Origin of the sequence: uncultured Pseudophaeobacter sp. (genome assembly GCA_905479575.1) — a bacterium.
GTDB lineage: Bacteria > Pseudomonadota > Alphaproteobacteria > Rhodobacterales > Rhodobacteraceae > Pseudophaeobacter.
The window spans coordinates 1-22,342 of record CAJQNB010000063.1; the positions used below are offsets into that span (position 1 = coordinate 1).

The 22,342-nt window shown below is 59.1% G+C and carries 23 protein-coding genes; 11 read left to right on the top strand and 12 right to left on the bottom strand.

Annotation, left to right across the window (positions count from 1 at the left end; all coding sequences use genetic code 11):
• Both QZ268_RS15580 and eno read left to right on the top strand, forming a co-directional pair.
• Window positions 1-288 (top strand): transcriptional repressor (locus tag QZ268_RS15580; protein WP_295454474.1); only part of this gene is annotated, 288 nt, incomplete at its 5' end.
• Complete coding sequence (eno, locus tag QZ268_RS15585) at window positions 285-1,562, top strand: phosphopyruvate hydratase (protein WP_295454476.1); 1,278 nt, start codon at window positions 285-287, stop codon at window positions 1,560-1,562. The genes QZ268_RS15580 and eno, both read left to right, overlap by 4 nt.
• A gap of 104 nt (window positions 1,563-1,666) precedes the next feature.
• Here the strand turns inward: eno and QZ268_RS15590 are convergent, their stop codons facing one another.
• From QZ268_RS15590 to mazG, 4 genes are all read right to left on the bottom strand, one after another.
• Window positions 1,667-1,930 (bottom strand): DUF2798 domain-containing protein, encoded by a 264-nt coding sequence (locus QZ268_RS15590; RefSeq protein ID WP_295454478.1) that lies wholly within the window; start codon window positions 1,928-1,930, stop codon window positions 1,667-1,669.
• 291 nt (window positions 1,931-2,221) lie between these two features.
• A complete protein-coding gene (locus tag QZ268_RS15595) occupies window positions 2,222-2,671 on the bottom strand; it encodes a GNAT family N-acetyltransferase (protein ID WP_295454479.1) in 450 nt (149 codons plus the stop codon).
• Window positions 2,668-3,609 carry a nucleoside hydrolase gene (locus QZ268_RS15600; RefSeq protein ID WP_295454481.1) on the bottom strand — a complete coding sequence of 314 codons (942 nt, stop codon included), beginning with the start codon at window positions 3,607-3,609 and terminating at the stop codon, window positions 2,668-2,670. Before QZ268_RS15600 ends, QZ268_RS15595 begins: the two co-directional genes overlap by 4 nt.
• A gap of 111 nt (window positions 3,610-3,720) precedes the next feature.
• Entirely contained in the window at window positions 3,721-4,566 is an 846-nt protein-coding gene (gene mazG / locus QZ268_RS15605; protein ID WP_295454483.1) for a nucleoside triphosphate pyrophosphohydrolase, read from the bottom strand.
• A 63-nt stretch (window positions 4,567-4,629) separates the two neighbouring features.
• Between mazG and QZ268_RS15610 the strand changes: the two genes are divergently transcribed.
• The 4 genes from QZ268_RS15610 to QZ268_RS15625 all read left to right on the top strand — a co-directional run bounded on the left by QZ268_RS15610 (window position 4,630) and on the right by QZ268_RS15625 (window position 8,385).
• Window positions 4,630-5,805 (top strand): M20 aminoacylase family protein, encoded by a 1,176-nt coding sequence (locus QZ268_RS15610; protein WP_295454485.1) that lies wholly within the window; start codon window positions 4,630-4,632, stop codon window positions 5,803-5,805.
• 189 nt (window positions 5,806-5,994) lie between these two features.
• Window positions 5,995-6,963, top strand: coding sequence for an agmatinase (speB, locus tag QZ268_RS15615; RefSeq protein WP_295454487.1), 969 nt, complete (start codon window positions 5,995-5,997; stop codon window positions 6,961-6,963).
• On the top strand, window positions 6,956-7,903 hold the full coding sequence (speB, locus tag QZ268_RS15620) for an agmatinase (RefSeq protein WP_295454489.1): 948 nt from the start codon (window positions 6,956-6,958) through the stop codon (window positions 7,901-7,903). Before speB (QZ268_RS15615) ends, speB (QZ268_RS15620) begins: the two co-directional genes overlap by 8 nt.
• A 59-nt stretch (window positions 7,904-7,962) precedes the next feature.
• Complete coding sequence (locus QZ268_RS15625; protein ID WP_295454491.1) at window positions 7,963-8,385, top strand: DUF1499 domain-containing protein; 423 nt, start codon at window positions 7,963-7,965, stop codon at window positions 8,383-8,385.
• A gap of 66 nt (window positions 8,386-8,451) precedes the next feature.
• Here QZ268_RS15625 and QZ268_RS15630 read toward each other — a convergent pair whose 3' ends face one another.
• A complete protein-coding gene (locus QZ268_RS15630; RefSeq protein ID WP_295454492.1) occupies window positions 8,452-8,772 on the bottom strand; it encodes a hypothetical protein in 321 nt (106 codons plus the stop codon).
• Between the two features lie 73 nt (window positions 8,773-8,845).
• On the opposite strand from QZ268_RS15630, the gene prfA reads away from it, so the two are divergent.
• The 3 genes from prfA (at window position 8,846) to QZ268_RS15645 (ending at window position 11,809) form a co-directional block, all read left to right on the top strand.
• Window positions 8,846-9,901, top strand: a complete 1,056-nt coding sequence (gene prfA, locus QZ268_RS15635) for a peptide chain release factor 1 (protein WP_295454494.1) — start codon at window positions 8,846-8,848, stop codon at window positions 9,899-9,901.
• Between the two features lie 17 nt (window positions 9,902-9,918).
• Entirely contained in the window at window positions 9,919-10,770 is an 852-nt protein-coding gene (gene prmC / locus QZ268_RS15640; RefSeq protein WP_295454496.1) for a peptide chain release factor N(5)-glutamine methyltransferase, read from the top strand.
• Window positions 10,771-10,996: 226 nt separating this feature from the next.
• Window positions 10,997-11,809, top strand: coding sequence for a DUF4167 domain-containing protein (locus QZ268_RS15645; RefSeq protein ID WP_295454498.1), 813 nt, complete (start codon window positions 10,997-10,999; stop codon window positions 11,807-11,809).
• Window positions 11,810-11,917: 108 nt separating this feature from the next.
• On the opposite strand, the gene rsmA is transcribed toward QZ268_RS15645, so the two are convergent.
• The 6 genes from rsmA to lptF all read right to left on the bottom strand — a co-directional run bounded on the left by rsmA (window position 11,918) and on the right by lptF (window position 19,528).
• The gene (gene rsmA, locus QZ268_RS15650; RefSeq protein WP_295454499.1) at window positions 11,918-12,763 is read right to left on the bottom strand and encodes a 16S rRNA (adenine(1518)-N(6)/adenine(1519)-N(6))-dimethyltransferase RsmA; all 846 of its coding nucleotides are present in this window, start codon (window positions 12,761-12,763) and stop codon (window positions 11,918-11,920) included.
• An 83-nt stretch (window positions 12,764-12,846) separates the two neighbouring features.
• The gene (gene pdxA / locus QZ268_RS15655; RefSeq protein WP_295454501.1) at window positions 12,847-13,863 is read right to left on the bottom strand and encodes a 4-hydroxythreonine-4-phosphate dehydrogenase PdxA; all 1,017 of its coding nucleotides are present in this window, start codon (window positions 13,861-13,863) and stop codon (window positions 12,847-12,849) included.
• Window positions 13,860-15,119: a peptidylprolyl isomerase gene (locus tag QZ268_RS15660; protein WP_295454503.1), complete on the bottom strand. Its 1,260-nt coding sequence runs from the start codon at window positions 15,117-15,119 to the stop codon at window positions 13,860-13,862. Before QZ268_RS15660 ends, pdxA begins: the two co-directional genes overlap by 4 nt.
• Complete coding sequence (lptD, locus tag QZ268_RS15665) at window positions 15,104-17,266, bottom strand: LPS assembly protein LptD (RefSeq protein WP_295454505.1); 2,163 nt, start codon at window positions 17,264-17,266, stop codon at window positions 15,104-15,106. The genes QZ268_RS15660 and lptD overlap by 16 nt, the downstream gene beginning before the upstream one ends.
• A gap of 1 nt (window position 17,267) precedes the next feature.
• A complete protein-coding gene (gene lptG, locus QZ268_RS15670; RefSeq protein WP_295454506.1) occupies window positions 17,268-18,371 on the bottom strand; it encodes an LPS export ABC transporter permease LptG in 1,104 nt (367 codons plus the stop codon).
• Complete coding sequence (gene lptF / locus QZ268_RS15675) at window positions 18,368-19,528, bottom strand: LPS export ABC transporter permease LptF (protein ID WP_295454508.1); 1,161 nt, start codon at window positions 19,526-19,528, stop codon at window positions 18,368-18,370. The genes lptG and lptF overlap by 4 nt, the downstream gene beginning before the upstream one ends.
• A 246-nt stretch (window positions 19,529-19,774) precedes the next feature.
• Here lptF and QZ268_RS15680 point away from each other — a divergent pair, with 246 nt between their 5' ends.
• On the top strand, window positions 19,775-21,250 hold the full coding sequence (locus QZ268_RS15680) for a leucyl aminopeptidase (protein ID WP_295454510.1): 1,476 nt from the start codon (window positions 19,775-19,777) through the stop codon (window positions 21,248-21,250).
• Window positions 21,251-21,257: 7 nt separating this feature from the next.
• Window positions 21,258-21,716 carry a DNA polymerase III subunit chi gene (locus tag QZ268_RS15685; protein WP_295454512.1) on the top strand — a complete coding sequence of 153 codons (459 nt, stop codon included), beginning with the start codon at window positions 21,258-21,260 and terminating at the stop codon, window positions 21,714-21,716.
• Window positions 21,717-21,746: 30 nt separating this feature from the next.
• On the opposite strand, the gene QZ268_RS15690 is transcribed toward QZ268_RS15685, so the two are convergent.
• Window positions 21,747-22,328 (bottom strand): TIGR02281 family clan AA aspartic protease, encoded by a 582-nt coding sequence (locus tag QZ268_RS15690; protein WP_295454513.1) that lies wholly within the window; start codon window positions 22,326-22,328, stop codon window positions 21,747-21,749.
• Between the last annotated feature and the right edge of the window lie 14 nt (window positions 22,329-22,342).

Here is a 22,342-nt window from a genome sequence, read left to right on the forward strand (position 1 = left end):
AAACTCGACCCAAAAATATCGCTGGCGACGGTTTATCGGACGGTGAAACTGTTCGAGGATTTTGATCTTCTGGAAAAGCATGAATTTGGTGATGGGCGTGCGCGGTATGAATCTTCGGACCGCGACCATCATGATCATCTGATCGATATCAACTCAGGTCAGGTCATTGAGTTTGTGGACAAGGAAATCGAAGAATTACAGGAAAAGATAGCCCGCAAACTGGGTTATCGACTGAAAGGGCACCGGCTGGAACTGTTTGGTGTACCGCTTGAAAAGGACGAAAAATGAGCACTATCATCGACATTATTGGCCGTGAAATTCTGGACAGCCGGGGCAACCCTACGGTCGAGGTCGACGTACTGCTGGAAGACGGCACCATGGGCCGCGCCGCCGTGCCCTCGGGCGCCTCTACCGGTGCTCACGAGGCGGTGGAACGTCGCGACGGCGACAAGGACCGCTACCTTGGCAAAGGCGTGCTGGAAGCTGTTGCCGCCGTCAACGGTGAAATCGCCGAAGAGCTGGTTGGCTTTGACGCCACCGAGCAGGTTGCGGTTGACGGGGCGATGATTGAGCTGGACGGGACGCCAAACAAGGCGCGTCTGGGGGCGAATGCGATCCTCGGTGTTTCCATGGCCGTGGCCAAGGCCGCCGCTGATTTCACCACCCAGCCGCTGTTTCGCTATGTGGGGGGCACCTCTGCCCGTGTTCTGCCAGTGCCGATGATGAACATCATCAATGGTGGGGAACATGCCGACAACCCCATCGACATTCAGGAGTTCATGATCATGCCAGTGGCTGCGGACAATATCCGCGAGGCCGTGCGCATGGGCGCCGAGGTGTTCCACACCCTGAAGAAAGAGCTGTCCGCTGCAGGTCTGTCCACCGGAATCGGGGATGAGGGTGGCTTTGCCCCCAACATTGCTTCCACCCGTGAGGCGCTTGATTTTGTTCTGAAATCCATCGAAAAGGCAGGCTACCGCCCCGGCGAGGAAATCTATCTGGCGCTGGATTGCGCCGCCACTGAATACTATAAGGACGGCAAATATGTGTTGTCCGGTGAGGGCAAGGTTCTGTCCTCAGCCGAGAACGTCGACTATCTGGCGGCGCTGGTGAATGACTACCCGATCATCTCGATCGAGGATGGCATGGGCGAAGACGACTGGGACGGCTGGAAGGCGCTGACCGACGCCATCGGTGACAAGGTGCAGCTGGTTGGCGACGATCTTTTTGTCACCAACCCGGCGCGTCTGGCCGAAGGCATCCAGCGCGGCAGCGCCAACTCCATGCTGGTCAAAGTGAACCAGATCGGCACGCTGACCGAGACGCTGAAGGCTGTAGATATGGCCCACCGTGCAGGCTTCACCAATGTGATGTCCCACCGCTCGGGGGAGACCGAGGACGCCACCATTGCAGACCTCGCGGTTGCCACCAACTGTGGCCAGATCAAAACCGGCTCGCTGGCGCGTTCTGACCGGCTGGCGAAATACAACCAGCTGATCCGTATCGAAGAAGTGCTGGGCGAAGTGGCAGAATACGCAGGCCGCTCGATCCTGAAGGGGTGATTATTCTACGATCCGGCTAAAGCTTTCTGCATAGCCCGGCTGAGTTCAATGAAAATAGCCAAGCCCTGTGTCTCGTGACACAGGGCTTTTTTGTTGAGAAAGCTTCACGAAACTCGCCGCAGGTACTGGTGCGTTATGGCCGACATTTTGAATGCCAGGGGGCCGACGGCTAAGGATAAAACAAAGGCGATAGGCATTGCGGTCATGAATCGGTTCATCCAGAGCCCTATCCATCCAGAGGTAAAGTGCATTGGAAAGGCCGTGAAAATTCCGGTCATAAGGAGCGCCATCATAAAGGCGATAAAGAACTGCGCCAGAACTATGACGGACTTGGATTGGGGAGGCTGGGGCGATTGAAGTTGGCTCATGCTTGGCATTCCTGTTTTCTGTATAAAGCGGGATGCAACGGGATGGCCTTGGCGCAGTTCCGCAGCACCCCGAAGAGGGAGCTGCTGCGGGTTTGGGCCTATGGCCCAACTAACTCTGACATTGTTGGCCCTGTATAGACCCTATCAATGCAAGGGCTGGGATAACCGAACCAGCCACACGTTTTTCAGCCTGAGCTCGGTAACACTGGTCAAACGTCGGGGTCAACATACAATTCGTTTATGATTACAAGCACTTCCTGAAAGATTTTGCTCTGACAGATTTGCGCAGGGTCATAAGACCTTGGTCATCAACATGTATCTGTCACGGGGCTGGAACCGGGTGCGCTGGTACAGTCTCTGGGCCTGCTCATTCTCCCGGTCCACCTCCAGGTGCAACGCCTTGATCCCGGCCTGGGCCAGGGTCTTGGGCAGTTCGATCAGCACCTCAGAGGCGAGCCCCCGGCCGCGCACCGGCGGGCGGATATAGATCTCATCGACAAAGCCATCCATGCCACCAAACTCCACCGACCAGCCAAAGGTGACTACGATATAGCCGATGGGGGCACGGGTGGGGCCGATGATATAAACCGCACCATAGGGGATGCCCTCCAGCAGCGGTTCAATCCCGGCACGGCGCTGTTCTGGGCTGGTGTCCAGGCCTTCTTCCACATGGAAGGCCTCCACCATGGTGAGCAGCTTTTCCAGATGCTCAGGGCGGGCCAGATGCAGGGCGGCGCTCACAACCGGGCCAGACGGTCAGTGATGAGGGTAAAGAACCCTTCGGCGTCCAGATCACCGATGAACAGCGCATTGGGCGGGCGCGTGGTGACGCCCCACCAGTCGGCGACGGTCATACCAAGAGTGAGCTCTGACTGGGTTTCAATCTCGACGTTGATCTGGCGGCCTGAAAACAATTCGGGCTGGATCAGATAGGCAATCACGCAGGGGTCATGCAGCGGGCCACCGTCAGAGCCATATTTCTCCATGTCGAACCGCTCAAAGAAATCGAGCATTTCTGCAGTGAAAGACCCCGCACGATTACCCAGGGCCCGCAGCGCCTCAATACGGGGGCGGGTGGTCAGGGCCTTGTGGGTGACATCCAGTGGCATCATGGTGATTTGAATGCCGGATTTCAGCACAATGTCAGCAGCTTCCGGGTCGACATAGATGTTGAACTCAGCCGCGGGCGTGACATTGCCGACCTCAAAATAGGCGCCCCCCATCAGAACCACTTCTTGCACGCGCTCAATGATATCCGGCGCGGCCTGAAAGGCGGCGGCAATATTGCTGAGCGGTCCCAGCGGACAAAGCGTCACCGAGCCAGCCGGTTCACGTCGCAGGGTGTCGATGATGAATGCCACGCCATCCTGATCCTGCAGCGGCAGTGTTGGTTCAAACAGTTCGGGGCCATCCAGCCCTGTTTTGCCATGCACCTCTTCGGCGGTGACCAGGGGGCGCGACAGCGGCGCCGCACGACCGGCAAAGACCGGGACATCGGTGCGGCCTGCGACCTCGCAGATGATGCGGGCATTTTTATGGGTCAGCGGCAGCGGCACATTGCCGGCAACGCAGGTAATGCCCAGCACATTAACGTCATCAGGGCTGGCCAGGGCCAGCAGCAGCGCGACGGCATCGTCCTGTCCGGGGTCGGTGTCGATTATTACTTTGCGGGCAGTCATATGCGGGGTCCTGTGGTAAAAGGTGAGCGTTGCAGTGGCGACTGGAAATGTCCAGCCGCGCGCTGGTGAGGCGCGCGGATTTTGATTGTTTTGGGAAAGATGACGCGGCGGTCAGTCTGACGTTCTCTCGTCAGCCTTTACGGCATCCCACAGCGCATCCATTTCCGCCAGGTCGCTGTCTTCGGGGCGTTTTCCCAGTAGGGCCAGTTTGGCCTCGACGCCTTCAAAGCGGCGGATGAATTTGGCATTGGCTTTGCGCAGGGCTGCTTCGGGCTCAACCCCCAGGTGGCGGCCAAGATTGGCCATGACAAACATCAGATCGCCAAATTCCTCTTCGACCTCCACCTGGCTCAACTCGGCGCGGGCCTCAGCCAGTTCGCCGCTTTCTTCGGCGATTTTGGCGATGACCTGGTCAACCGCGGGCCAGTCAAAACCAACGCGGGCGGCGCGCTTTTGCAACTTGTAGGCCCGCAGCAGGGCCGGCAGACCCACGGCGACACCGTCCAAAGTGCCGGTTTCCTGCTTGCCTGCCCGTTCGGCCGCCTTGATGGCCTCCCAGTCGGCGGTTTGTTGGTCTGCGCTTTTGTCGCGGGTTTCATTGCCAAAGACATGCGGGTGCCGCGAAACCATTTTGTTGGACATGGTGGTGACCACATCCTGAAAGGTAAAATGCCCGGCCTCAGTAGCCATTTGGGCATGAAAGACGGATTGGAACAACAAATCGCCCAACTCGCCCTTCAGCTCATCCCAGGCCTGGCGCTCAATTGCGTCGGCGACCTCGTAGGCTTCCTCGATGGTATAGGGGGCGATGGAGGCAAAATCCTGCTCCAGATCCCAAGGGCAGCCGTGGCTGGGGTCGCGCAGGGCCTGCATGATTGCAAGCAGCCGCTCGATCCCAGCGGTTTTGTTTTGTATCAATGCCATGTCGAAAGGCGGTGGTGGCGGTGTTTCGGGCATTGCAGCCTCTCTTGTTCCTGTGTCAGATGCATCAATCCCGATCCTCGCACAGGAGTCCACCCCATGGCCGTCGTGAACCGCATTGCTGATTTTGCCCCCGAGATGAAGACCTGGCGTCAGCATCTGCATCAGATCCCCGAATTGGCGTTGGATCTGCCCAAGACAGCTGCCTATGTGGCGGAGCGTCTGCGCGAGATTGGCGTGGATGAGCTGCACGAAGGTATTGCCACCTCTGGCATGGTGGCCATCATCAATGGCCAGGGCAACACGGCGGGGCAGGGGCCGACAATTGGATTGCGCGCCGATATGGACGCGCTGCCCATCCCCGAAGAAACCGGCGTTGACTATGCTTCGCAGCATGCGGGCAACATGCATGCCTGTGGCCATGACGGTCATACGACCATGCTGCTGGGGGCGGCCAAATATCTGGCGGAGACGCGCAACTTCTCTGGCCGGGTGGCGTTGATTTTTCAACCCGCCGAAGAGGCCATTGGCGGCGCCCGGATCATGGTCGAGGAAGGCATCATGGAGCGCTTTGATATTGGCGAAGTCTATGCCCTGCACAATGCGCCGGGATTGCCTGTGGGCAGCTTTGTGACCACGCCCGGTGCGTTGATGGCGGCCGTGGATACGTTTCACATTCATATTCAAGGCGTTGGTGGCCACGGGGCGATGCCGCATGAGACCCGCGATCCGGTGATGGCGGCCTGTGGCATTGCCCAGGCGCTGCAAACCATCATCAGCCGCAACCATCACACGCTTGAGGATCTGGTGGTCTCGGTGACGCAAATTCATACCGGAACCGTGGACAATGTGATCCCGGATACCGCCTATATCAATGGCACGGTGCGCACTTTCAATCCGCAGGTGCAGGCCATGGTCATGCGCCGCATGGAGGAGATCGTTGCGGGGCAGGCGGCGAGCTATGGTGTGACAGCTGAATTGAACTATGAGGTCGGATATCCGGCGACCATCAATGACGCCGCCAAGGCGGGGTTTGCAGCCGAGGTCGCGGGGGAGGTATCAGGGCCAGAAAACGTTGAGGCTGATGGCGGCCGTGAAATGGGCGCCGAGGATTTCTCATATATGCTGAACGCGCGTCCCGGTGCCTATCTTTTCCTGGGCCAGGGCGAAAGCGCAGGCCTGCATCACCCGAAGTACAATTTCAACGATGATATCGCCCCAATTGGGGCCTCCTTCTTTGCACGTGTGGTGGAGCGGGCGCAGCCTCTGGGATAGGCGCAAAGCCGGTCCGTAGTTGGCTGGAGCCAGGCTTTGCGGCGGTCGGAGCAGGTGCTGAGGTGACAGGAGCTCTAAAAATGGCTATCCCGGCTTTGCAATATGATCAAAATTGACCGTTCTGGTCTGGGCGTCTCGGTTTCACTTGCTTGGCGCCGCCGGGGCGGGAAATGCAAAGGGGGTGGGTAAATGGCACTGGAAGATGCAAAAACACAGGTCGATCAGGCCTTCACGCGCGAGGAGCTGACGGGGCTTAGCTTTGAAAATACCTTTGGCGGGGCGCTGTCTTTTGCGCGTCGTCGCTATAGCAAAGACCTGAGTGTTGCGGATATCGCGGTAACCGGTGTGCCCTTTGATCAGGCCGTCACCAATCGCCCGGGCACCCGTTTGGGGCCACGGGCAATCCGCGAGGCGTCGGCATTGCAAAGCCCGGATGCCCCCTATGGCTGGGGCTATGATCCGCTGAGTGAACTGGCCATTGTCGACTATGGCGATCTGGCCTTTGACTATGCGAATGTGGCGGCTTTCCCGGATACGCTGCGCAATCACATGCGCGGTATTCTTGCGAGCGATACCGCCTCAGTGACGCTGGGCGGAGATCACTACATCAGTTTTCCGATCCTCAAGGCCTATGCCGAGAAATACGGCCCTATCTCTCTATTGCAGTTTGATGCCCATACAGACACCTGGCCGGATGATGATTTTACCCGCGTCGATCATGGCACCATGTTCTACAAGGCGGTGAAATCAGGCATCGTTGATCCGGCCACCTCGGTGCAGGTGGGCATCCGCACCACCAATGAGGACAGTCTGGGGGTCAATATCATTGATGCGGCAACCGTGCATGAAATTGGCCCGGTTGAAACCGCGGCCCGGATCAAAACCATCCTCGGGGATCGGCCCTGTTACCTCAGCTTTGATATCGACGGCTTGGACCCTGCCTATGCACCGGGCACTGGCACCCCTGTCTGGGGCGGTCTTACCTCTGCGCAGGCGGCTCGCATCTTGCGCGAGATCGCCGGGATCAATATCAAAGGCGGTGACGTGGTGGAGGTCTCGCCTCCGTTTGACACCACCGGGGCGACTGCAATTGCCGGGGCCCATGTTGCAATGGAAATTATCTGCCTCCTGGGCTGGAATATGAGAGAAAATGGCTGAGTTTAATCAACCGATTAGTGGCAATGATCTGGCGCGGTTTTCCGGGCCAAGCACCTTTATGCGCCTGCCGCAGGCGACCTCGCTCGAAGGTCTGGACGTGGCCTTTCTGGGGGTGCCGATGGATATCGGAACCTCCTGGCGGTCCGGCACCCGTTTTGGCCCCAAACAAATTCGCAGCGAGAGCGCCATGCTGCGTCCCTATAACATGGCCACAGGAGCGGCACCCTTTGACAGCCTGAATGCGGGGGACATTGGCGATCTGGCGATCAATACCTTTTCTCTGAAAGAATCCCTGCGCATCATCGAGGAAAGCTATCAGGCGATCCTGTCGGGCAGTGTGATTCCGATGGCGATGGGCGGCGATCATTCGATTACCCTGCCAATTCTGCGGGCGATTGCCGCCAAATATGGTCCTGTCGCGCTGGTCCATGTGGATGCCCATGCGGATGTGAATGATGATATGTTTGGCGAACGCGAAACCCACGGCACGGTGTTTCGTCGTGCCTATGAGGAAGGCTTGATCGTCGCAGATAAGACCTACCAGATTGGCATTCGTGGCACCGGCTACGGCGCGAATGACTTCACCGAGGCACAGGGCTGGGGCTTTCAACAGTTTCCCGCCCAGGAGCTCTGGGGGCGGCAACTGCACAATATGGGCGCTGAGATCCGCCGCGATATTGGCGCCCGCCCGGTTTATATCACCTATGACATCGACAGTCTGGACCCAGCCTATGCGCCTGGCACCGGCACACCGGAAATTGGCGGCTTGACCACTCCGCAGGCGCTGGAGTTGATCCGCGCCATGAAGGGGTTGAACATCGTGGGCTGTGATCTGGTGGAGGTTTCGCCGCCCTATGACACCTCAGGCAATACAGCCCTGACTGCGGCTAATTTGCTTTACGAGATGATGTGCGTTCTTCCAGGGGTCAAGTCGCGCTAAGCTCTTCTCTGACGATCTCTCACTTTGGGGGTAGGCGCAAAGAAGAGGGCGGGGCGACCATGGGAAAGATAATGATGTTGATTTGGATTGTGCTGGCAGCTGCCGTGGTGGTTGTCGGCTTTATCCGATTGGCACCGGTTGATCCCTTTGATTGGAACACCCAGCCGGAACTGTCAGAGGACAAGGAGTTTCGGGGCGGCGTTTTTAAGGTTGTGCGCACCGGGCCTGAGGGCCTGCACGACTTTGACCGCATCGCCAGCGCAGCCCCGCGGACAAAACTTTTGACAGGATCTGTCGAAGAAGGGATGGCCACCTATGTGACCCGCACCAAGGTCATTGGATTTCCCGATTACACCACCGCCCGTCAGGACGGTGATTTGCTAAAGGTCTACGCGCGCTTGCGGTTTGGTCGCTCTGACCTTGGTGCTAACAAGTCACGCATTGATGGCTGGTTATCGCTGATGCCCAGACCCCAGGACTAGCCCACAACGACAGCGAGGCCAGGGGCCATCCACACGATCATAGTGGGGCATGTCGCAAGTGCTAGATCAGAGATCAGGCAGCTGGGCCTGTGCCAGGGAATAGGACGTCGGCAAAGGCCTTTGCTGGTCAGGCTGCTGTAGTTTGGCTGACAGGCAATTGGCCTGCACTTCCCGCCACATCGGCACGTTGAGCGACATTTGGCATTGGGCCAGAAACTGCCGCCCATCGACATCCAGGCAGCGCATTTCACCCAGATCGACCCGCGCGCCGCTTTTGTCGGTGCAATAACAGTCGATCACCTTGCCGCCGGGACCAACCACATCTGCCAGTCCCGGGCTTGCCGCCAGGATTAGTGCGAATGTGATAAGGGCTCTGGCATGTTGCATGTAGCTAGCATATCACAGAAACAACAGGCTGCCAAAGCGGCAGCACAGCACCCCGAATGAGAATGAGGCACGGATGATCCCCGAAGAGCGGCTAGAGCAGATCCTGCAACGGTTTCAGTATCTTGAAGCCGCAATGGCAGAGGGTGTCAGCGGTGCTGAGATCGCAGATCTGGCGCGTGAGTATTCCGAGATCAAACCGGTTGCAGAACAAATTACCGCCTATCGCCAGCTGCTGACAGATCTGGATGATGCTGAGGCCATGCTGTCAGACCCGGATATGAAGGAGCTGGCGGAGGATGAAATCCCCCAGCTCAAGGCGGCTCTGCCCGTTGCGGAGGAGGCCTTGCAACTGGCGCTCCTGCCCAAAGATGCCGCAGATGCGCGCCCTGCGATGCTGGAGATCCGTCCCGGCACCGGCGGCGATGAGGCGGCGCTTTTTGCGGGCGACCTGCTGCGCATGTATCAGCGCTATGCCGAGGCGCGCGGCTGGAAGTTCGAGATCATTGAAGAACAGGCCACCGAGCTGGGCGGCATCAAAGAGGTCGTGGCGCATATCAAGGGCGAAAACGTCTTTGCGCGGATGAAATATGAAAGCGGCGTGCACCGGGTGCAACGTGTCCCAGTGACCGAAAGCGGTGGCCGTATCCACACCTCTGCGGCGACGGTGGCAGTGCTGCCGGAAGCGCAGGAGGTCGATGTGCAGATCGACCCAGGCGATATCCGCATTGATACCATGCGGGCCTCTGGTGCCGGTGGGCAGCACGTTAACACCACCGATTCCGCCGTGCGCATTACCCATATTCCCACCGGGGTCATGGTGGTCAGCGCCGAAAAATCGCAGCACCGAAACCGCGAGATTGCCATGCAGGTGCTGCGGGCGCGGCTTTATGATCTGGAACGTCAGCGCATAGATGGCGAACGCTCTGCGGATCGGGCCAGCCAGGTAGGGTCGGGGGATCGCTCGGAACGGATCCGCACCTATAATTTCCCACAGGGGCGCATGTCTGACCATCGTATCAACCTGACGCTTTATAAGCTGGATCAGATCCTGCAGGGGGATTTGGATGAAATCATCGACGCGCTTACCGCTGATAATCAGGCGCGTCTATTGGCTGAAATGGGACAGTGAATGAACAGGCCAGTTCAATGAGTTCGGTTCAGGTCCTGACGGCGGCTCAGGCCATGGCCTTTGCCGCAGCCCGGTTGCGGGCTGCTGGGGTCGATGATCCGGCCCGGGATGCGCGCCTTCTGCTGGCCCACGCCGCCCGGATCGAAGCCAGCCGGGTGACACTGATTGCCCCTGAAGAACTCGATCCCGATGTGGCAGAGCGCTACGAGCAGCTTATTGCGTTGCGGGCGGTCCGGGTGCCGGTGTCGCATTTGCTGGGCGAGCGGGAGTTCTACGGCCGCCGGTTCAAAGTCTCAAAGGATGTGCTGGACCCGCGCCCGGAAACCGAAACCCTGATCGAGGTCGCTCTGGCGCAGCCTTTTGAGCGGGTGCTGGATCTGGGGCTTGGCTCTGGCTGTATTCTGGTGACGCTGCTGGCAGAGACCCCGCAGGCCACCGGGCTGGGGGTAGACCTGAGCGAGGCCGCCTGCCTGCAGGCCAGTGCCAATGCGCTTCTGCACCGGGTCGAGGCCCGCATCGACATCCAACAATCGGACTGGTTTTCAAATGTCACCGGCAGCTTTGATTTGATCGTCTCGAACCCGCCCTATATCGCGCTGGATGAGATGGCAGATCTGTCGCCAGAGGTGCGCGAGCATGAGCCAGATCTTGCCCTGACGGATGGCGGTGACGGCTTGGCATCCTACCGCGCGCTTGCCGCTGGGGTGGGGGCACATCTGCGCCCCGGCGGGCGGTTGTGTTTGGAAATTGGCCCAACACAGGGGCCGGCCGTCGCCGCAATGCTGCAGCAGGCCGGATTGACGCATATCGCAATCCTCCCGGATCTTGACGGACGCGACCGGGTTGTTTTTGCCCGAAATGGAGCCTGATCTGGCTTTTTTGTGCGAAAATTTGTGTTTTTGAAAGAAACTTCACGAAATATGAGGTGCGCCCCTTGTCTGGGGCCATAGAAAGTGGTTACTCAAAGTGTCGCTCAAAAACGGTGAGGTTACTCTACCTCCCAGCGACACCAAGCCCAAAATAGTCGATCATCCGGCGTAATGAAGCGCTGAAGTAGATCCAGGACACATGTAATTTAAGGCTGACGTTAGGCATATGAGATCGTCAAAATCACGTTCGCGTTCCAAGTCGAACCGGAACCGCCCCAATGGGGTCAATGTTGTAAATCGCGTCTTCGACAGCTCCGGCCCAGAGGGCAAGGTGCGCGGGACTCCGCAGCAGATCATTGATAAATACAACCAGCTGACACGCGATGCGCAGCTCAGCAATGACCGGGTCGCCGCTGAGAACTTCCAGCAGCATGCGGAGCATTACCTGCGTCTTCTGAACGAAGCACAGCGCGAAATTGATGCCCGCCGGGAAGATCAGGAACGCCAGAACCGCGAACGGCAAGCTGACCGTGACCGCGAGCGGGCTGAACGGCTTGAGCGTCAGGAGCGGGAAGCAACCGCCAATCAGGCGCAACAGCAGCCCCAATCCCAGCCCCAATCCCAGCCCCAGTCTGCGCGTCATCAACAGCCTCAATCTGGTCAGCCCAGTGCTGAGAACCAGAGCGATGCCGCTACACGGCAGGATGCGCCCCGTCAGGATCCGGCCAATGCGCCGCAGCCTGATGTGATTGACCCGCGTGATGCGGGCGCAGGCAGCGGTCAGGACAGCGGCCTGGTGGACACACCAGAAAGCAAAGGGCAGTCGCCCGCTGACGCGCCGAAAAAACCAGCGCCCCGCAAGCCGCGCGGACGCAAACCAGCGGCTGCAAAACCCAGCGGTGATGCAACGGCAGCGCCAGCCGCCGAGGGCGAGGCCCCTGCTGCAGCAGAGACTGACAAAGAAGCCAAACCAAAGCGTGCACCCCGGGCCAGAAAGCCCAAGCCAAAGCCCGAGGATGCACCGGAAGCGGCCGAATAATTCCAGTTAATATTCTTGACCACTGGATCGAAATAAAAAACCGGCCTTCATCTGAAGGCCGGTTTTTTGTGAGCTATAAGAGCAGCTGTGGGGCAGTGGCCGTGCCGGTCAGTCCAGCGGTTTGATGCTGCGGGCCAGGGCGCAGAACTCTTCCAGGCTGACCTGTTCGGCCCGTTCGGTTGGGGCAATACCTGCGGCTTTTAGGTGGTCCTCAATTCCCGGTGCCACGCTTTTGAGGCTGGCGCGCAGCATTTTGCGGCGCTGATTAAAGCCCGCTGCGACTACCCGGGACAGGGTGGCGGCATCCGCAGGAAAGCGCGGCTGTTCCAGCGCGGTGAGATGCACAACCGCGCTATGGACCTTGGGAGGCGGGCTGAAGGCTTCGGGGGGCAGTGAGAGGACAATCTGCGCATCCGCGCGCCACTGCGCCAAGAGCGCCAGACGGCCATAGGCCTTGGTGCCGGGTTGGGCGACGATCCGTTCGGCGACCTCGCGTTGAAACATCAGGGTGAGGCTTTGCCAGAAGGGCGGCCAGTCCTTGGGGGTGAGCCAGCGCACCAGCAGTTCGGTGCCGACATTATAGGGAAGATTGGCTGCAATCCGAACCGGCGGGGTGAGATGCGCCAGCGGATCCACGTCAAGTGCGTCACCATTGATCAGCTCCAGCCTGCCTGGATAGGCCTCGGCTATTTCTGCCAGTGCAGGCATGCAACGGCTGTCTTTTTCTACCGCCAGAACCCGGCGGGCGCCTTCGGCAAGCAACCCACGGGTCAAGCCACCGGGACCGGGGCCAATCTCCAGCACGTCACATTCGCTGAGATCGCCGGCTTGGCGGGCGATTTTTGAGGTGAGGTTGAGATCCAGCAGAAAGTTCTGCCCCAGCGATTTACGCGCCAGCAGCTGATGGGTGTCGATGACCTCACGCAGGGGAGGCAGGGAGTCGATGGCGCTCATTGCGGTATGTCCAGGGCGCGCGGCCTTGCGGGGCGCCAGTCAAAGAAAGGGTGGGGGAGGGATAGGCAGTCGGCTGAGAGCCGTCAAGGGGATGACGCCTTTGTCACCCCCTGTTGGGTGCTGCGCTGTGCCATGCTCTGAGCCAGTTTCAGCGCCTCGATGAGACTGGATGGATTAGCCTGGCCCGTGCCTGCAATATCAAAGGCGGTGCCATGATCTGGTGAGGTACGGATAAAAGGCAGGCCCAGGGTGACATTGACGCCGCGATCAAAATCCAGCGTTTTGATCGGGATCAGCGCCTGATCGTGATACATGCAGATGGCCGCATCATAGCGGGCGCGGGCGCGGGCATGAAACAGGGTATCCGCCGGATGGGGCCCGGTAAGCGTAAGCTGATCCGAGTTCAATTCGCTGACAAGATCATTGATCCACGCCAGCTCTTCCTGGCCCATGGCGCCACCTTCACCCGCATGGGGGTTCAACCCCGCAACCGCAATTCGGGGATGGGCAATGCCAAACTGGGTTTGCAGGCCCTGGGCAGTGATAGCGATCACCTCACGCAGCAGCTCTGGGGTGAGGGTGCGTGGGACCTCGCTCAGGGCGATATGGATGGTGGCGGGAACCACCCGCAGGGCCGGGCTGGCCAGCATCATCACCACGCGGCTGCGGCCTGCCAGATGAGCCAGAAACTCGGTATGGCCGGGAAAGGCAAACTGCGCTCCATCAATCAGCGCCTTTTTGTGTATCGGCGCGGTACACAGCGCTGAGGCCGCACCCGATTGAACCAGTTCAACACCGCGTTCAATGGACTGCACCACCCCTGGCGCATTTTTGGGATCAGCTTCGCCCTTGGTGGCGGATCCTGCAAACTGCAAAGGCAAAACCGGTAGCGCCTGTGCGCAGAGGTCCGTGGCCTCATCAGGCGTTTTGATCAGCGCAACAGGGGTGTCGTCTGGCAGGTGGCGTGGATCCCCAATCCAAAAAAACGGGCAGCTCTTTTTCAAGAGCTGCCAGGCTTTAACGGTGATCTCAGGACCAATCCCGGCGGGCTCCCCGCAGCTGAGTGCGATTGGGCGCGGCAGGAGACCGGAACAGATCATTTTTCGATGATCAGGGCGTCCGCCCGAAGCTGTTCCAGAAAGCTGTCCGCCAAAGAGGTCAGCCGTTGGTTCGTCAGGGCGTTGGCGACGGTTTCACGAGATTCGCCTTCGCCCAGCTGTGCAGTGCGACCGCAAAGCATCAACAAAACCAGTGTTTGGCCCTGGTTGCGGGTGAGAGACAGGGAAATCTCATTTGGGTCCAGCTTGGCCAGCTCAATCCCGATATCCTGAGGAATTTCTGCGGGCACCAGGCTTTGGCGGTCCAGAACGCTCGGGTCCTGGTCCTTTGCGACGCCGTAAAGGTCCTCACAGGTGTCGAGGCTATCCGCAATCTTCTGGGCCTGGGCCAGGGTTTCGGCGTTGCGGCCACCGGGGAGGTAATAGCTGGCGTAGTCGATCGCAGAATAGGTCTGGCGACTGCCGGTCACTTCGCGCACGCCGCGCATCTGGAACATCGCCACGGCCCCCTGCAACGGCAGGGGCTCAGTGATCTCGCCTGGGTCAAGCGCAAGAACAACGGGTTGCAGCTGCGGTGGCAGTTTGGTCAAGTTCATCCAGGGCAAGCGGCCGCCATTGTTCCGGCTGTCTGAGGCCGAATATTGGGTAGCGGCCGAAGAAAAGGCCGCAAAACTGGTTATTTCCCCAACCTGATCGGTCAGGTTTTGGACCTGCTCCGCATTCTGTTCGTTGATTGGCACGATCAATTCGGAAAGCAGAACCTGCACCCCACCTGATCCGGCCTGGCCCATCGCACGGTCAATTTCCACCTCTGTGGGACGTGCCCGGGATAGGAACCGTCCGCTCACATATTCGCGCCAGCCTATGCCCACCTTGGTAGAATCGCGTACTGTCTCTGGCTCAATCCCGGACTGTTTGAGAACGGTCAGGAATTCATTGAGTGACAAATTAGCCCGCCCGGCAAGTTCCGTCATGCCTGCGGTAATGTCTTCCTCTGATGGAGAAATGCCAACCCGGTCAAGTTCAGCCATCTTGAGCCGGTCTTTGATAAGCTCTTCGCGGGCCATGATCTCTGGGTTGCCAGGCGTCCGCAAAACGCCCATGAACAACGCGCGCTGTTGCAATTCGTACTGCGTAATCACTGCGCTGTCGACGGTCACTGCGGGCGAAAATAGCCCCTGGGCAGCCACTGGGGCCGCTGTTGAAGAGAGCGCCAGGCCTAAAGTAAGAGCCACCGTCGCTTTGGAAAGGCTTCGGATCAAGGACGCCGAGAAGGCCTGGGTCAAGATTGTCTGCATGATCGCCTGTACTGTTTGCTACTGTTATTGACTGAGAATCCGTTCATGGAAATTGAAAACCCAAAATCCGTTGAGGGATCTACGCTTGTTGTCGAGGTATAGCGACGGTTTACTGAAAGGTCGACCGTTACGCACTCGTTGCTGTAGGCTAGGCCAAGTCCTGCCCGCGTGGCCCGCGCATCGGAAATATCATAGCGCAGGCTGGCGCTGGCTTTCCAGCTGGTCGAGACCTCATAAGAGCCATCAAACCAGATCTCAGAGGTTTCGGTAATCCGGTTTTCATTTGGGTCGCTGCCAAGCCAGAGATAGCTGCCTGAAATGGCCAGCGCATCGCGGTACCAATCCCCACGCAGCTCCGCTTTGGAAAAGTTCAGGGAATCATTCAGCAAGCCACGCGCCGTGAGGGCGATGCCGTCGTTGAATTTCAATTGCCCCGCCAACAGCAGGTCCGAGGTGGTGCCCCCCAGTCCGGAGGTTTTGGTAAAACGGGTGTCAGCGTCCTGGCGGATGACTTGGCCCACAGTTGCATAGGACTGCCAACCACTGGTGGCAAAGCGCGCCCAGTTGAAGCCATAGGCGAGAGCCAGCCCGTCTTCACGCGCGTCTGAGGCCGGGAACCGCGACAGGGACAACAGATTGGCCTGGTCAAATTCCACATAGTTGCTTTCGTCCTGGGCAACGCTGTCACCGATCACATTGCTCCAGCCCAGTTGCACAATGGGTTCAAAGAACTGGGCAGCGCCGCTGGCGTCCGTTTTGGACATGGGCAGGCGCAGGGTGAGCGCGGATCTGGGGGTAAGGCGCGAACTGTGTTCGGAAAAGTAGGAATCGTCATAGGTGGTAAACCCATCAATTGCCGATCCGATCTCCCATTCCAGCAGAACCCCACCGGCCAATTGCCAACTGCGGCGCCAATCGAGGTCTGCGGTGACACGCCCGTGGTCGCGTCCGTTGGTGGTGGTCAGGTTGCCTTCCTGATCTGAGGTGCGGTTGTGACCGTGGGCTTCGAGTGTGAGCCGGGTTTCACCGCCAATGGAGGTCGGGAAATAGCGCTTTTGAAAATAAACCTCGCCGATGGACGACGGGATGAGATCCTGATCTTCGCTGTCGCGCAGGGTTTTAAAGTTGGTCAGCGCCGCGTGCAGCAGGCGGTCCCGGGTGGATCGTGTCAGGGTGACTTCGGAGCGCAGGCGGTCAAGGTCGGGCAGGCTGTAATCCGCAATATAGGCGTCATCCGAAACCGTCTTGAGGTCAAACTCCAGCTGGAAATCCCGTGGCAGCTCAAACAGGCCCGTCGCAAAAAGATACCCGCGGTCTTCGCCTCGCTGCAGGTCATCGCGGGTATAGGCCCCTTCGAGCTCTATAGTGCCATGCCGAAAGGCCTGGCGATAACGGGCCTCCAGGGTTCTGGTGCTGCCGGAAAGATAGGGCGACAGGGTCAGATCTCGGCTGTCGCCCAGCGTGAAGAAATAAGGAACTTTGATCCCGGTCCCGAGGTTCGAGGTGGTCCGGGTTGAGGGCACCAGAAAACCGCTGGTGCGCTTTAGGTTGGGATCCGGCAGACGCACGGCGGGGAAGTAAAACACCGGAACATCCAGAATTCTGACCTGGGCGTTTTCAAAATAGAGCTGCTGTTCAACCTGGTCATGGATGACCCGTCCGGCGCGGATCTGCCAAAGCGGCGGCTTGCCATCTTCGCAGACATGGCACGAGGTCACCGAGGTTTTGTAGAGCTGCGTATAGCGACCGCCCACGCGTGTCATTTGCAGGGATGCCAGCTGCAACTGCTGCTTAAAGATCATCCGCGCCCCGGTCAAAAGCCCGTCGCGCAGGCTCCGGTCCAGTTCGGCGGCATTGGCGAGAATGGTCACATCGCCGCCCTGATCGATGCGGATCGGGCCTTCGATTTGCAGGGTGCCAGAGCTCTCTTCAAAGATGACCCGTTGCGCCTGTAGCCGGACATCGCCTTGGAACGCCTCGACATTTCCTTTTGCGATCAATTGCCGATCGGGGGTGATAAACAACTGATCCGCAACCAGTATGGCAGGCTGCGCCGCCGCAGGCGCAGGTCCGTTTTGCTGCGCTGCCGCAGGAGAGGTGATGGCCAGCCAGGGCAAGACCACCGAGAGCAATAGGGCGCGGCGCATATTATCCGTCCTCAGCATGTAATAGTAGTCCCATCGTCAGCAGTATTGAGGCAACCGGCGGAGCCCAGGCGGCCAGGGCCACCGGAATCTGGCCATTCTCACCCAGAATCTGCGCAAAATTTCGTATAAAGTACAGTCCAAAGCCTAATAACACAGCAGTGAGCACGGCAAGGCCGGTTCCGCCAAACCGGGTGTGGCGCATGGTAAAGGCGGCACCAACCAGTACCATCGCAATCAGGAACAGGGGCCGGGCCAGTTCTACCTGGTACCAGACTTGATAGCGTTTGGTGGCAAAGCCAGCTTCGGCGAGATCGCGAATGGTGGTTGGCAGATCATAGACCGAAATGCCATCCGCCGATCCCAGCGTGTCGCGAATGCGGTCCTGCGTCAACGAGGTCGGTATCCGCAGGGTATCATGGGTGGCGGCAGATCTTTCAGGGTTGAGACCTGCCGTCATATGCCAGGCCTTGGCCTTGTGCAGCAGCCATTCATCTCCGTCCAGCCGGGCGGTTTCGGCAATGATTTGCCGGATTGGGCCACCACGGGGCGCATAGGCAAGGATGGTGACATCATAGAGCACAATGTCGTCGCGCCCGCCGCCGTAAGAGCTGGCATGGATTACGGACTGACCGTTGCCCCCCCCCTGGCGTAGCCACAGCCCCTCTCCAGAAAGCGACAGGGCCGAGGGGCCGCCGGTGCGATAGGTGTCGGCCAGGCTTTTGGATAGGTTGGTGGTCGCTGCAACAATCGGGTTCAGGGTGCTCACCGCCAGTAGCCCCAGCAACCCGGCCACCAGAACCGGCGCCGCCAGCGCACGAATGCCTGAACGGCCAATCGCCCGTGTCACCACCAACTCGCTGCTGCGGGCAAGACCGACAAACAACACAATGGTGGTCAGGATCATAATCAGCGGCAGGAACTCGCTGAGCGCTGCAGGGGCATTGAGAAGCGTAAGGCCGACAATTTTTCCAGCGCTCACATCATAGGCATCAAACCGGCGGATTTGTTCATTCAGGTCGATGAGAATAACCAGGGTCATCAACACGCCACAGATCACTGCAAACCATTGCAAGAACCGTCGGGCATAATACAGATCCAGCTTCATGATCCGGTCTCCTGGCGGCCAGTTTGTAGGGGCGCTACGGTCCGGCGCGCCCGGCGACGCGTGGCCAGTGGATGCGCTGCCAGTTGCAGAAAACCAACTGCAATCACCAGGCCAATCAGGGCAGGCAGGTAAATGAGCGGCCACAGATCGGGATTCGTTCGCACCGGCTCCGACACAACCCCCCGCAGGCCTTCGACGATGATCAACAACAAAAAGGCCAGCAGCGCCTGCCGCCAAACGCCAAACCGGGAGTGTGACCCGATCATCAGCGCAGAGAATCCAATCAGTGCCACCGCGATACAGATCAATGCGCGGGCAAAGCGCAGGTGGAATTCCTCTGCCAGTGCGCCCAGGCTGTAGCCTTCAGAGAGGTTGATGTCCTCCCGGTTTCGCAGCAGTTCCCAACTGGAAATCTCGCGGATATTGCGCTGTGTTATCGTGCTTTTGTTGACTAGGGAGCTGATGTCATAGGAGAAGTCAGAAAAATTGGTGGTGGACATCTGCTTTGTTCGATTGTCGAGGCGCTGCGCCATTCCGTTGACCATGATCAGGTGGGTTTTGCCCTCGTCACGCACCAGAAAAGCACGCGCACCGGTATAGGTCATGCTTTGATTTGGATCGCGGCGGTCAGACAGAAAGACGTCATTGAGTGTCCCATTGGAATCGATCTGCCGGATGTAGAAGGTCACGCCCTTGGCCGGGTGCAGAAAATGCCCCTCAGTCAATAGTTTGGCGGTAACATTTCGCGAAATCTCCTGCTCGCGCAGTGCCAGTTGGCCGATCGAGCTGGGCAGCAGGAAATGGGTCAGAACAGACATCATCAGCGCTGTGATCAACCCAAAACCCAGGGCCGGCCGTGCCATTTGCCAGGGGCTAGTGCCGGTGGCCTGCAGAACGGTCAGCTCACTTTCGCTTTGCAGCCGGTTGGTCACCCAGACCGCAGCGGCAAAGACCGCCACAGGCAGCACCATGCGGATCAGGTTGGGCAGGGTGAGGGCGGTGAATTCCAAAAAGACAATTGCCGTCTGGCCGTCACCAATCAGCCGGTCAAACAGCACAACGGCCCGGTTGACCCAGAAGACCGCAACAAGAATGAGCGCAAAAAAGCTGAAAAACAGCAGGTATTGCGACAGGACATATCTGTCAAAGCGTGACATTCGATCCCCCCAGACCCTGCCAGTATCGTTTTGCGGAACCTTAGAGGAATTGTTTCACGGGGAAAACTGCTAACTGCGTAATTTTGTCGGCCTATCATCGGTTGGCGGAGGTTTGCAAAGCAGGGTGGCTGGGGTTCCCCTTTCCGCTGGCCCGGTCGGCCGCTTGGGGGCTGGCTATTGCACAGAGCCGCGGTTACGTATTGTCTCATCAAAACAAGACCACATTCCGACAGGAGCCCCAAGATTATGCGCACATTGCCCGCTATCCGTTTTGCCGATTATGACCCAAAGGCCCTTTCAGGGATGACCGGCCATGTTGTGGTTCTGGTCACCCCCGAAGGGGTGATGGATCAGGCCGCGCGCAGTGCCAACCGCCTGACCAAAGGCGCCCTTGCACGGCTGATAGCGGCGCCGGAGTTTGCAGACCACAAACCGGGCAAAGTGATTTCCCTGGCCTGGCCGACAGGCATGGCGGCAGAAGCGCTGCATGTTCTGGTCTTGCCGCGGCGCATCACCCCAATCGAGGCGCGCCAGGCCGGCGCCAAGCTGATCGTTGCGGCGCCACAGAAAACCATGACGGTGATGGCGGGTTCGATTCCAAAGGCCGCCGAGCTGGCGATGGGGATGGCGCTGCGCAGCTATGGATTTGACCGGCACAAGGCCGCGCAAGAGCCAAAATCCGCCCCCGAGATCACCATTGCGCACAAGGCCCATGACGAAATGGCAGCCGCCTATGCCCCATTGGCCGCAGTCGCGGAGGGCGTTCACATGACCCGCGATCTGGTCAATGAGCCCGCCAATGTGTTGACCACCAGCGAATTCGCCCGCCGGATCGAAGACATGTCTGAGATTGGGCTTGAGGTCGAAATCCTGGATGAATCGCAGCTGCAAGAGCTTGGCATGGGGGCACTGCTGTGTGTCGGGCAGGGCTCGGACAGCCCCTCCAAGGTTGCAATCATGAACTGGAAAGGCGGGGCCAAAGGCGAGGCACCACTGGCCTTGGTCGGGAAGGGCGTGGTGTTTGACACTGGTGGAATCTCGCTCAAGCCCGCCGCAGGCATGGAAGACATGACCATGGACATGGGCGGCGCCGGTGTGGTTGTCGGCACCATGAAGGCGCTGGCCCTGCGCAAGGCCCGCGCCAATGTGGTGGGGCTGGTTGGTCTGGTGGAAAACATGCCTTCGGGCAATGCCACCCGTCCCGGCGATGTGGTGAAATCCATGAAGGGCGACACGGTAGAGGTGATCAATACCGATGCCGAGGGGCGCTTGGTGCTCTGTGATGTGCTGTGGTACGCGCAGGAGCGGTTCAAACCCTGTGGCGTCATCGATCTGGCCACCCTGACCGGCGCGGTGATCATTGGCTTGGGCCATGAAAACGCGGGTGTTTTTTCAAATGACGATCCCCTGTGCAACGGCTTCCTAAAGGCGGCCAAAGCCAGTGATGAAGGCGCCTGGCGCCTGCCGCTTGGGCAGGGCTATGACGATCAGCTGAAATCGCGGATTGCCGATATGAAAAACGTGGGTGGCCGCCCTGCAGGCTCGATCACTGCGGCGCAGTTCCTCAAACGCTTTATCAAGGAAGATATGCCCTGGATTCACTTGGATATTGCCGGTGTTGCCTCGGTGACATCTGCGACAAGTTACGCGCCCAAAGGTGCCACAGGCTGGGGTGTCATGGCCTTGGACCGCCTGGTGCATGATAAGTTCGAAGCGGAATAGGCCGACCATGGGCGCTGCCTATTTCTATCACCTGACCCGCCGCCCCTTGCAGGAAACCCTTCCGGTTTTGCTGCAAAAGGCGCGCGGTGCAGGCTGGCGCATCGCGGTACGGGGCCAGCAGGCAGACCGGATGAGCTGGCTGGATGACACCCTCTGGCAGGGCAGTGCCGATAGTTTTCTGGCGCACGGCCTGGCGGGCGGCCCCCATGATGCGCTGCAGCCCATTTTGCTGACCACTACAACCGAAAGCGCTAATGCGCCGGACTGTTTGATGACCGTCGATGGCGCGGCGGTGACCCCTGAGGAGGTGCAAGCGCTGGAACGTGTCTGCATTCTGTTTGACGGCACCGACCCGGATGCGGTTCAGCAGGCGCGCGGACAATGGAAGAACCTGACAGGCGCGGGGTGTTCTGCCCAATATTGGTCCGAAGAATCAGGGCGTTGGGAAAAGAAAGCAGAGGCTTGAGGCGGCAAGTGTCACCAGCCCTGCGGCGGATCAGCGGGTAAGCACCAGCGCCCCATTGCGGATCTCAATGCTGGACCATCGCTGTAAATAGGTCATACCCAGCAGGGATTTATCCATTTCCCCCCGGGTAACAGAGACCCGCAGATTGCGATCTCGGATCTCGCCCAGGGCCAGCTCATCAACCCGGACAGATGCGGTCTGCACAATGCCATTTGCCGTACTGGCGCGCCCCAAATAGGCCAGCTTTTCTGGATCAAATCCTGCCCGGCGCGCGTCCTGGGTGCTGAGCACGACTTCGCTTGCGCCGGTATCCACCAGAAACTCCACCCTGGCCCCGTTCACCATCAGCGTGAGGTAGTAATGACCATCCTGAGAACGCGGCACGGTGACGCGTCCGGCCTCGCTCATCACCGATTGTTGCGGCCGTACGGTTTGGCGAATGTCGTCCCAAAGCCCGTAACCGGCGATAACCCCCAGAAAGATAAAGACCCAAATCGCCATCTGTTGCAGCGTTGTACTGAGGTTTTGTCGCGTTTGCACAAAGACCCAGGAGCCAACCGCACAGAGCAGTAACAAAAGATAGAGCAGGCGCCCATAATCTAGGTCTTCCATGGATCTCGCGTGCC

Excerpts from the sequence above, each read along its gene's own strand:
- lptG (WP_295454506.1), bottom strand. The coding sequence starts at position 18,371 with ATGAAGCTGGATCTGTATTATGCCCGACGGTTCTTGCAATGGTTTGCA.
- QZ268_RS15590 (WP_295454478.1), bottom strand. The coding sequence starts at position 1,930 with ATGAGCCAACTTCAATCGCCCCAGCCTCCCCAATCCAAGTCCGTCATA.
- pdxA (WP_295454501.1), bottom strand. The coding sequence starts at position 13,863 with ATGATCTGTTCCGGTCTCCTGCCGCGCCCAATCGCACTCAGCTGCGGG.
- QZ268_RS15645 (WP_295454498.1), top strand. The coding sequence starts at position 10,997 with ATGAGATCGTCAAAATCACGTTCGCGTTCCAAGTCGAACCGGAACCGC.
- QZ268_RS15600 (WP_295454481.1), bottom strand. The coding sequence starts at position 3,609 with ATGACTGCCCGCAAAGTAATAATCGACACCGACCCCGGACAGGACGAT.
- QZ268_RS15660 (WP_295454503.1), bottom strand. The coding sequence starts at position 15,119 with ATGCAGACAATCTTGACCCAGGCCTTCTCGGCGTCCTTGATCCGAAGC.
- speB (WP_295454489.1), top strand. The coding sequence starts at position 6,956 with ATGGCTGAGTTTAATCAACCGATTAGTGGCAATGATCTGGCGCGGTTT.
- QZ268_RS15685 (WP_295454512.1), top strand. The coding sequence starts at position 21,258 with ATGGGCGCTGCCTATTTCTATCACCTGACCCGCCGCCCCTTGCAGGAA.
- QZ268_RS15625 (WP_295454491.1), top strand. The coding sequence starts at position 7,963 with ATGGGAAAGATAATGATGTTGATTTGGATTGTGCTGGCAGCTGCCGTG.
- QZ268_RS15680 (WP_295454510.1), top strand. The coding sequence starts at position 19,775 with ATGCGCACATTGCCCGCTATCCGTTTTGCCGATTATGACCCAAAGGCC.
- QZ268_RS15610 (WP_295454485.1), top strand. The coding sequence starts at position 4,630 with ATGGCCGTCGTGAACCGCATTGCTGATTTTGCCCCCGAGATGAAGACC.
- lptF (WP_295454508.1), bottom strand. The coding sequence starts at position 19,528 with ATGTCACGCTTTGACAGATATGTCCTGTCGCAATACCTGCTGTTTTTC.
- QZ268_RS15690 (WP_295454513.1), bottom strand. The coding sequence starts at position 22,328 with ATGGAAGACCTAGATTATGGGCGCCTGCTCTATCTTTTGTTACTGCTC.
- prfA (WP_295454494.1), top strand. The coding sequence starts at position 8,846 with ATGATCCCCGAAGAGCGGCTAGAGCAGATCCTGCAACGGTTTCAGTAT.
- lptD (WP_295454505.1), bottom strand. The coding sequence starts at position 17,266 with ATGCGCCGCGCCCTATTGCTCTCGGTGGTCTTGCCCTGGCTGGCCATC.
- prmC (WP_295454496.1), top strand. The coding sequence starts at position 9,919 with ATGAGTTCGGTTCAGGTCCTGACGGCGGCTCAGGCCATGGCCTTTGCC.
- mazG (WP_295454483.1), bottom strand. The coding sequence starts at position 4,566 with ATGCCCGAAACACCGCCACCACCGCCTTTCGACATGGCATTGATACAA.
- QZ268_RS15630 (WP_295454492.1), bottom strand. The coding sequence starts at position 8,772 with ATGCAACATGCCAGAGCCCTTATCACATTCGCACTAATCCTGGCGGCA.
- rsmA (WP_295454499.1), bottom strand. The coding sequence starts at position 12,763 with ATGAGCGCCATCGACTCCCTGCCTCCCCTGCGTGAGGTCATCGACACC.
- speB (WP_295454487.1), top strand. The coding sequence starts at position 5,995 with ATGGCACTGGAAGATGCAAAAACACAGGTCGATCAGGCCTTCACGCGC.
- eno (WP_295454476.1), top strand. The coding sequence starts at position 285 with ATGAGCACTATCATCGACATTATTGGCCGTGAAATTCTGGACAGCCGG.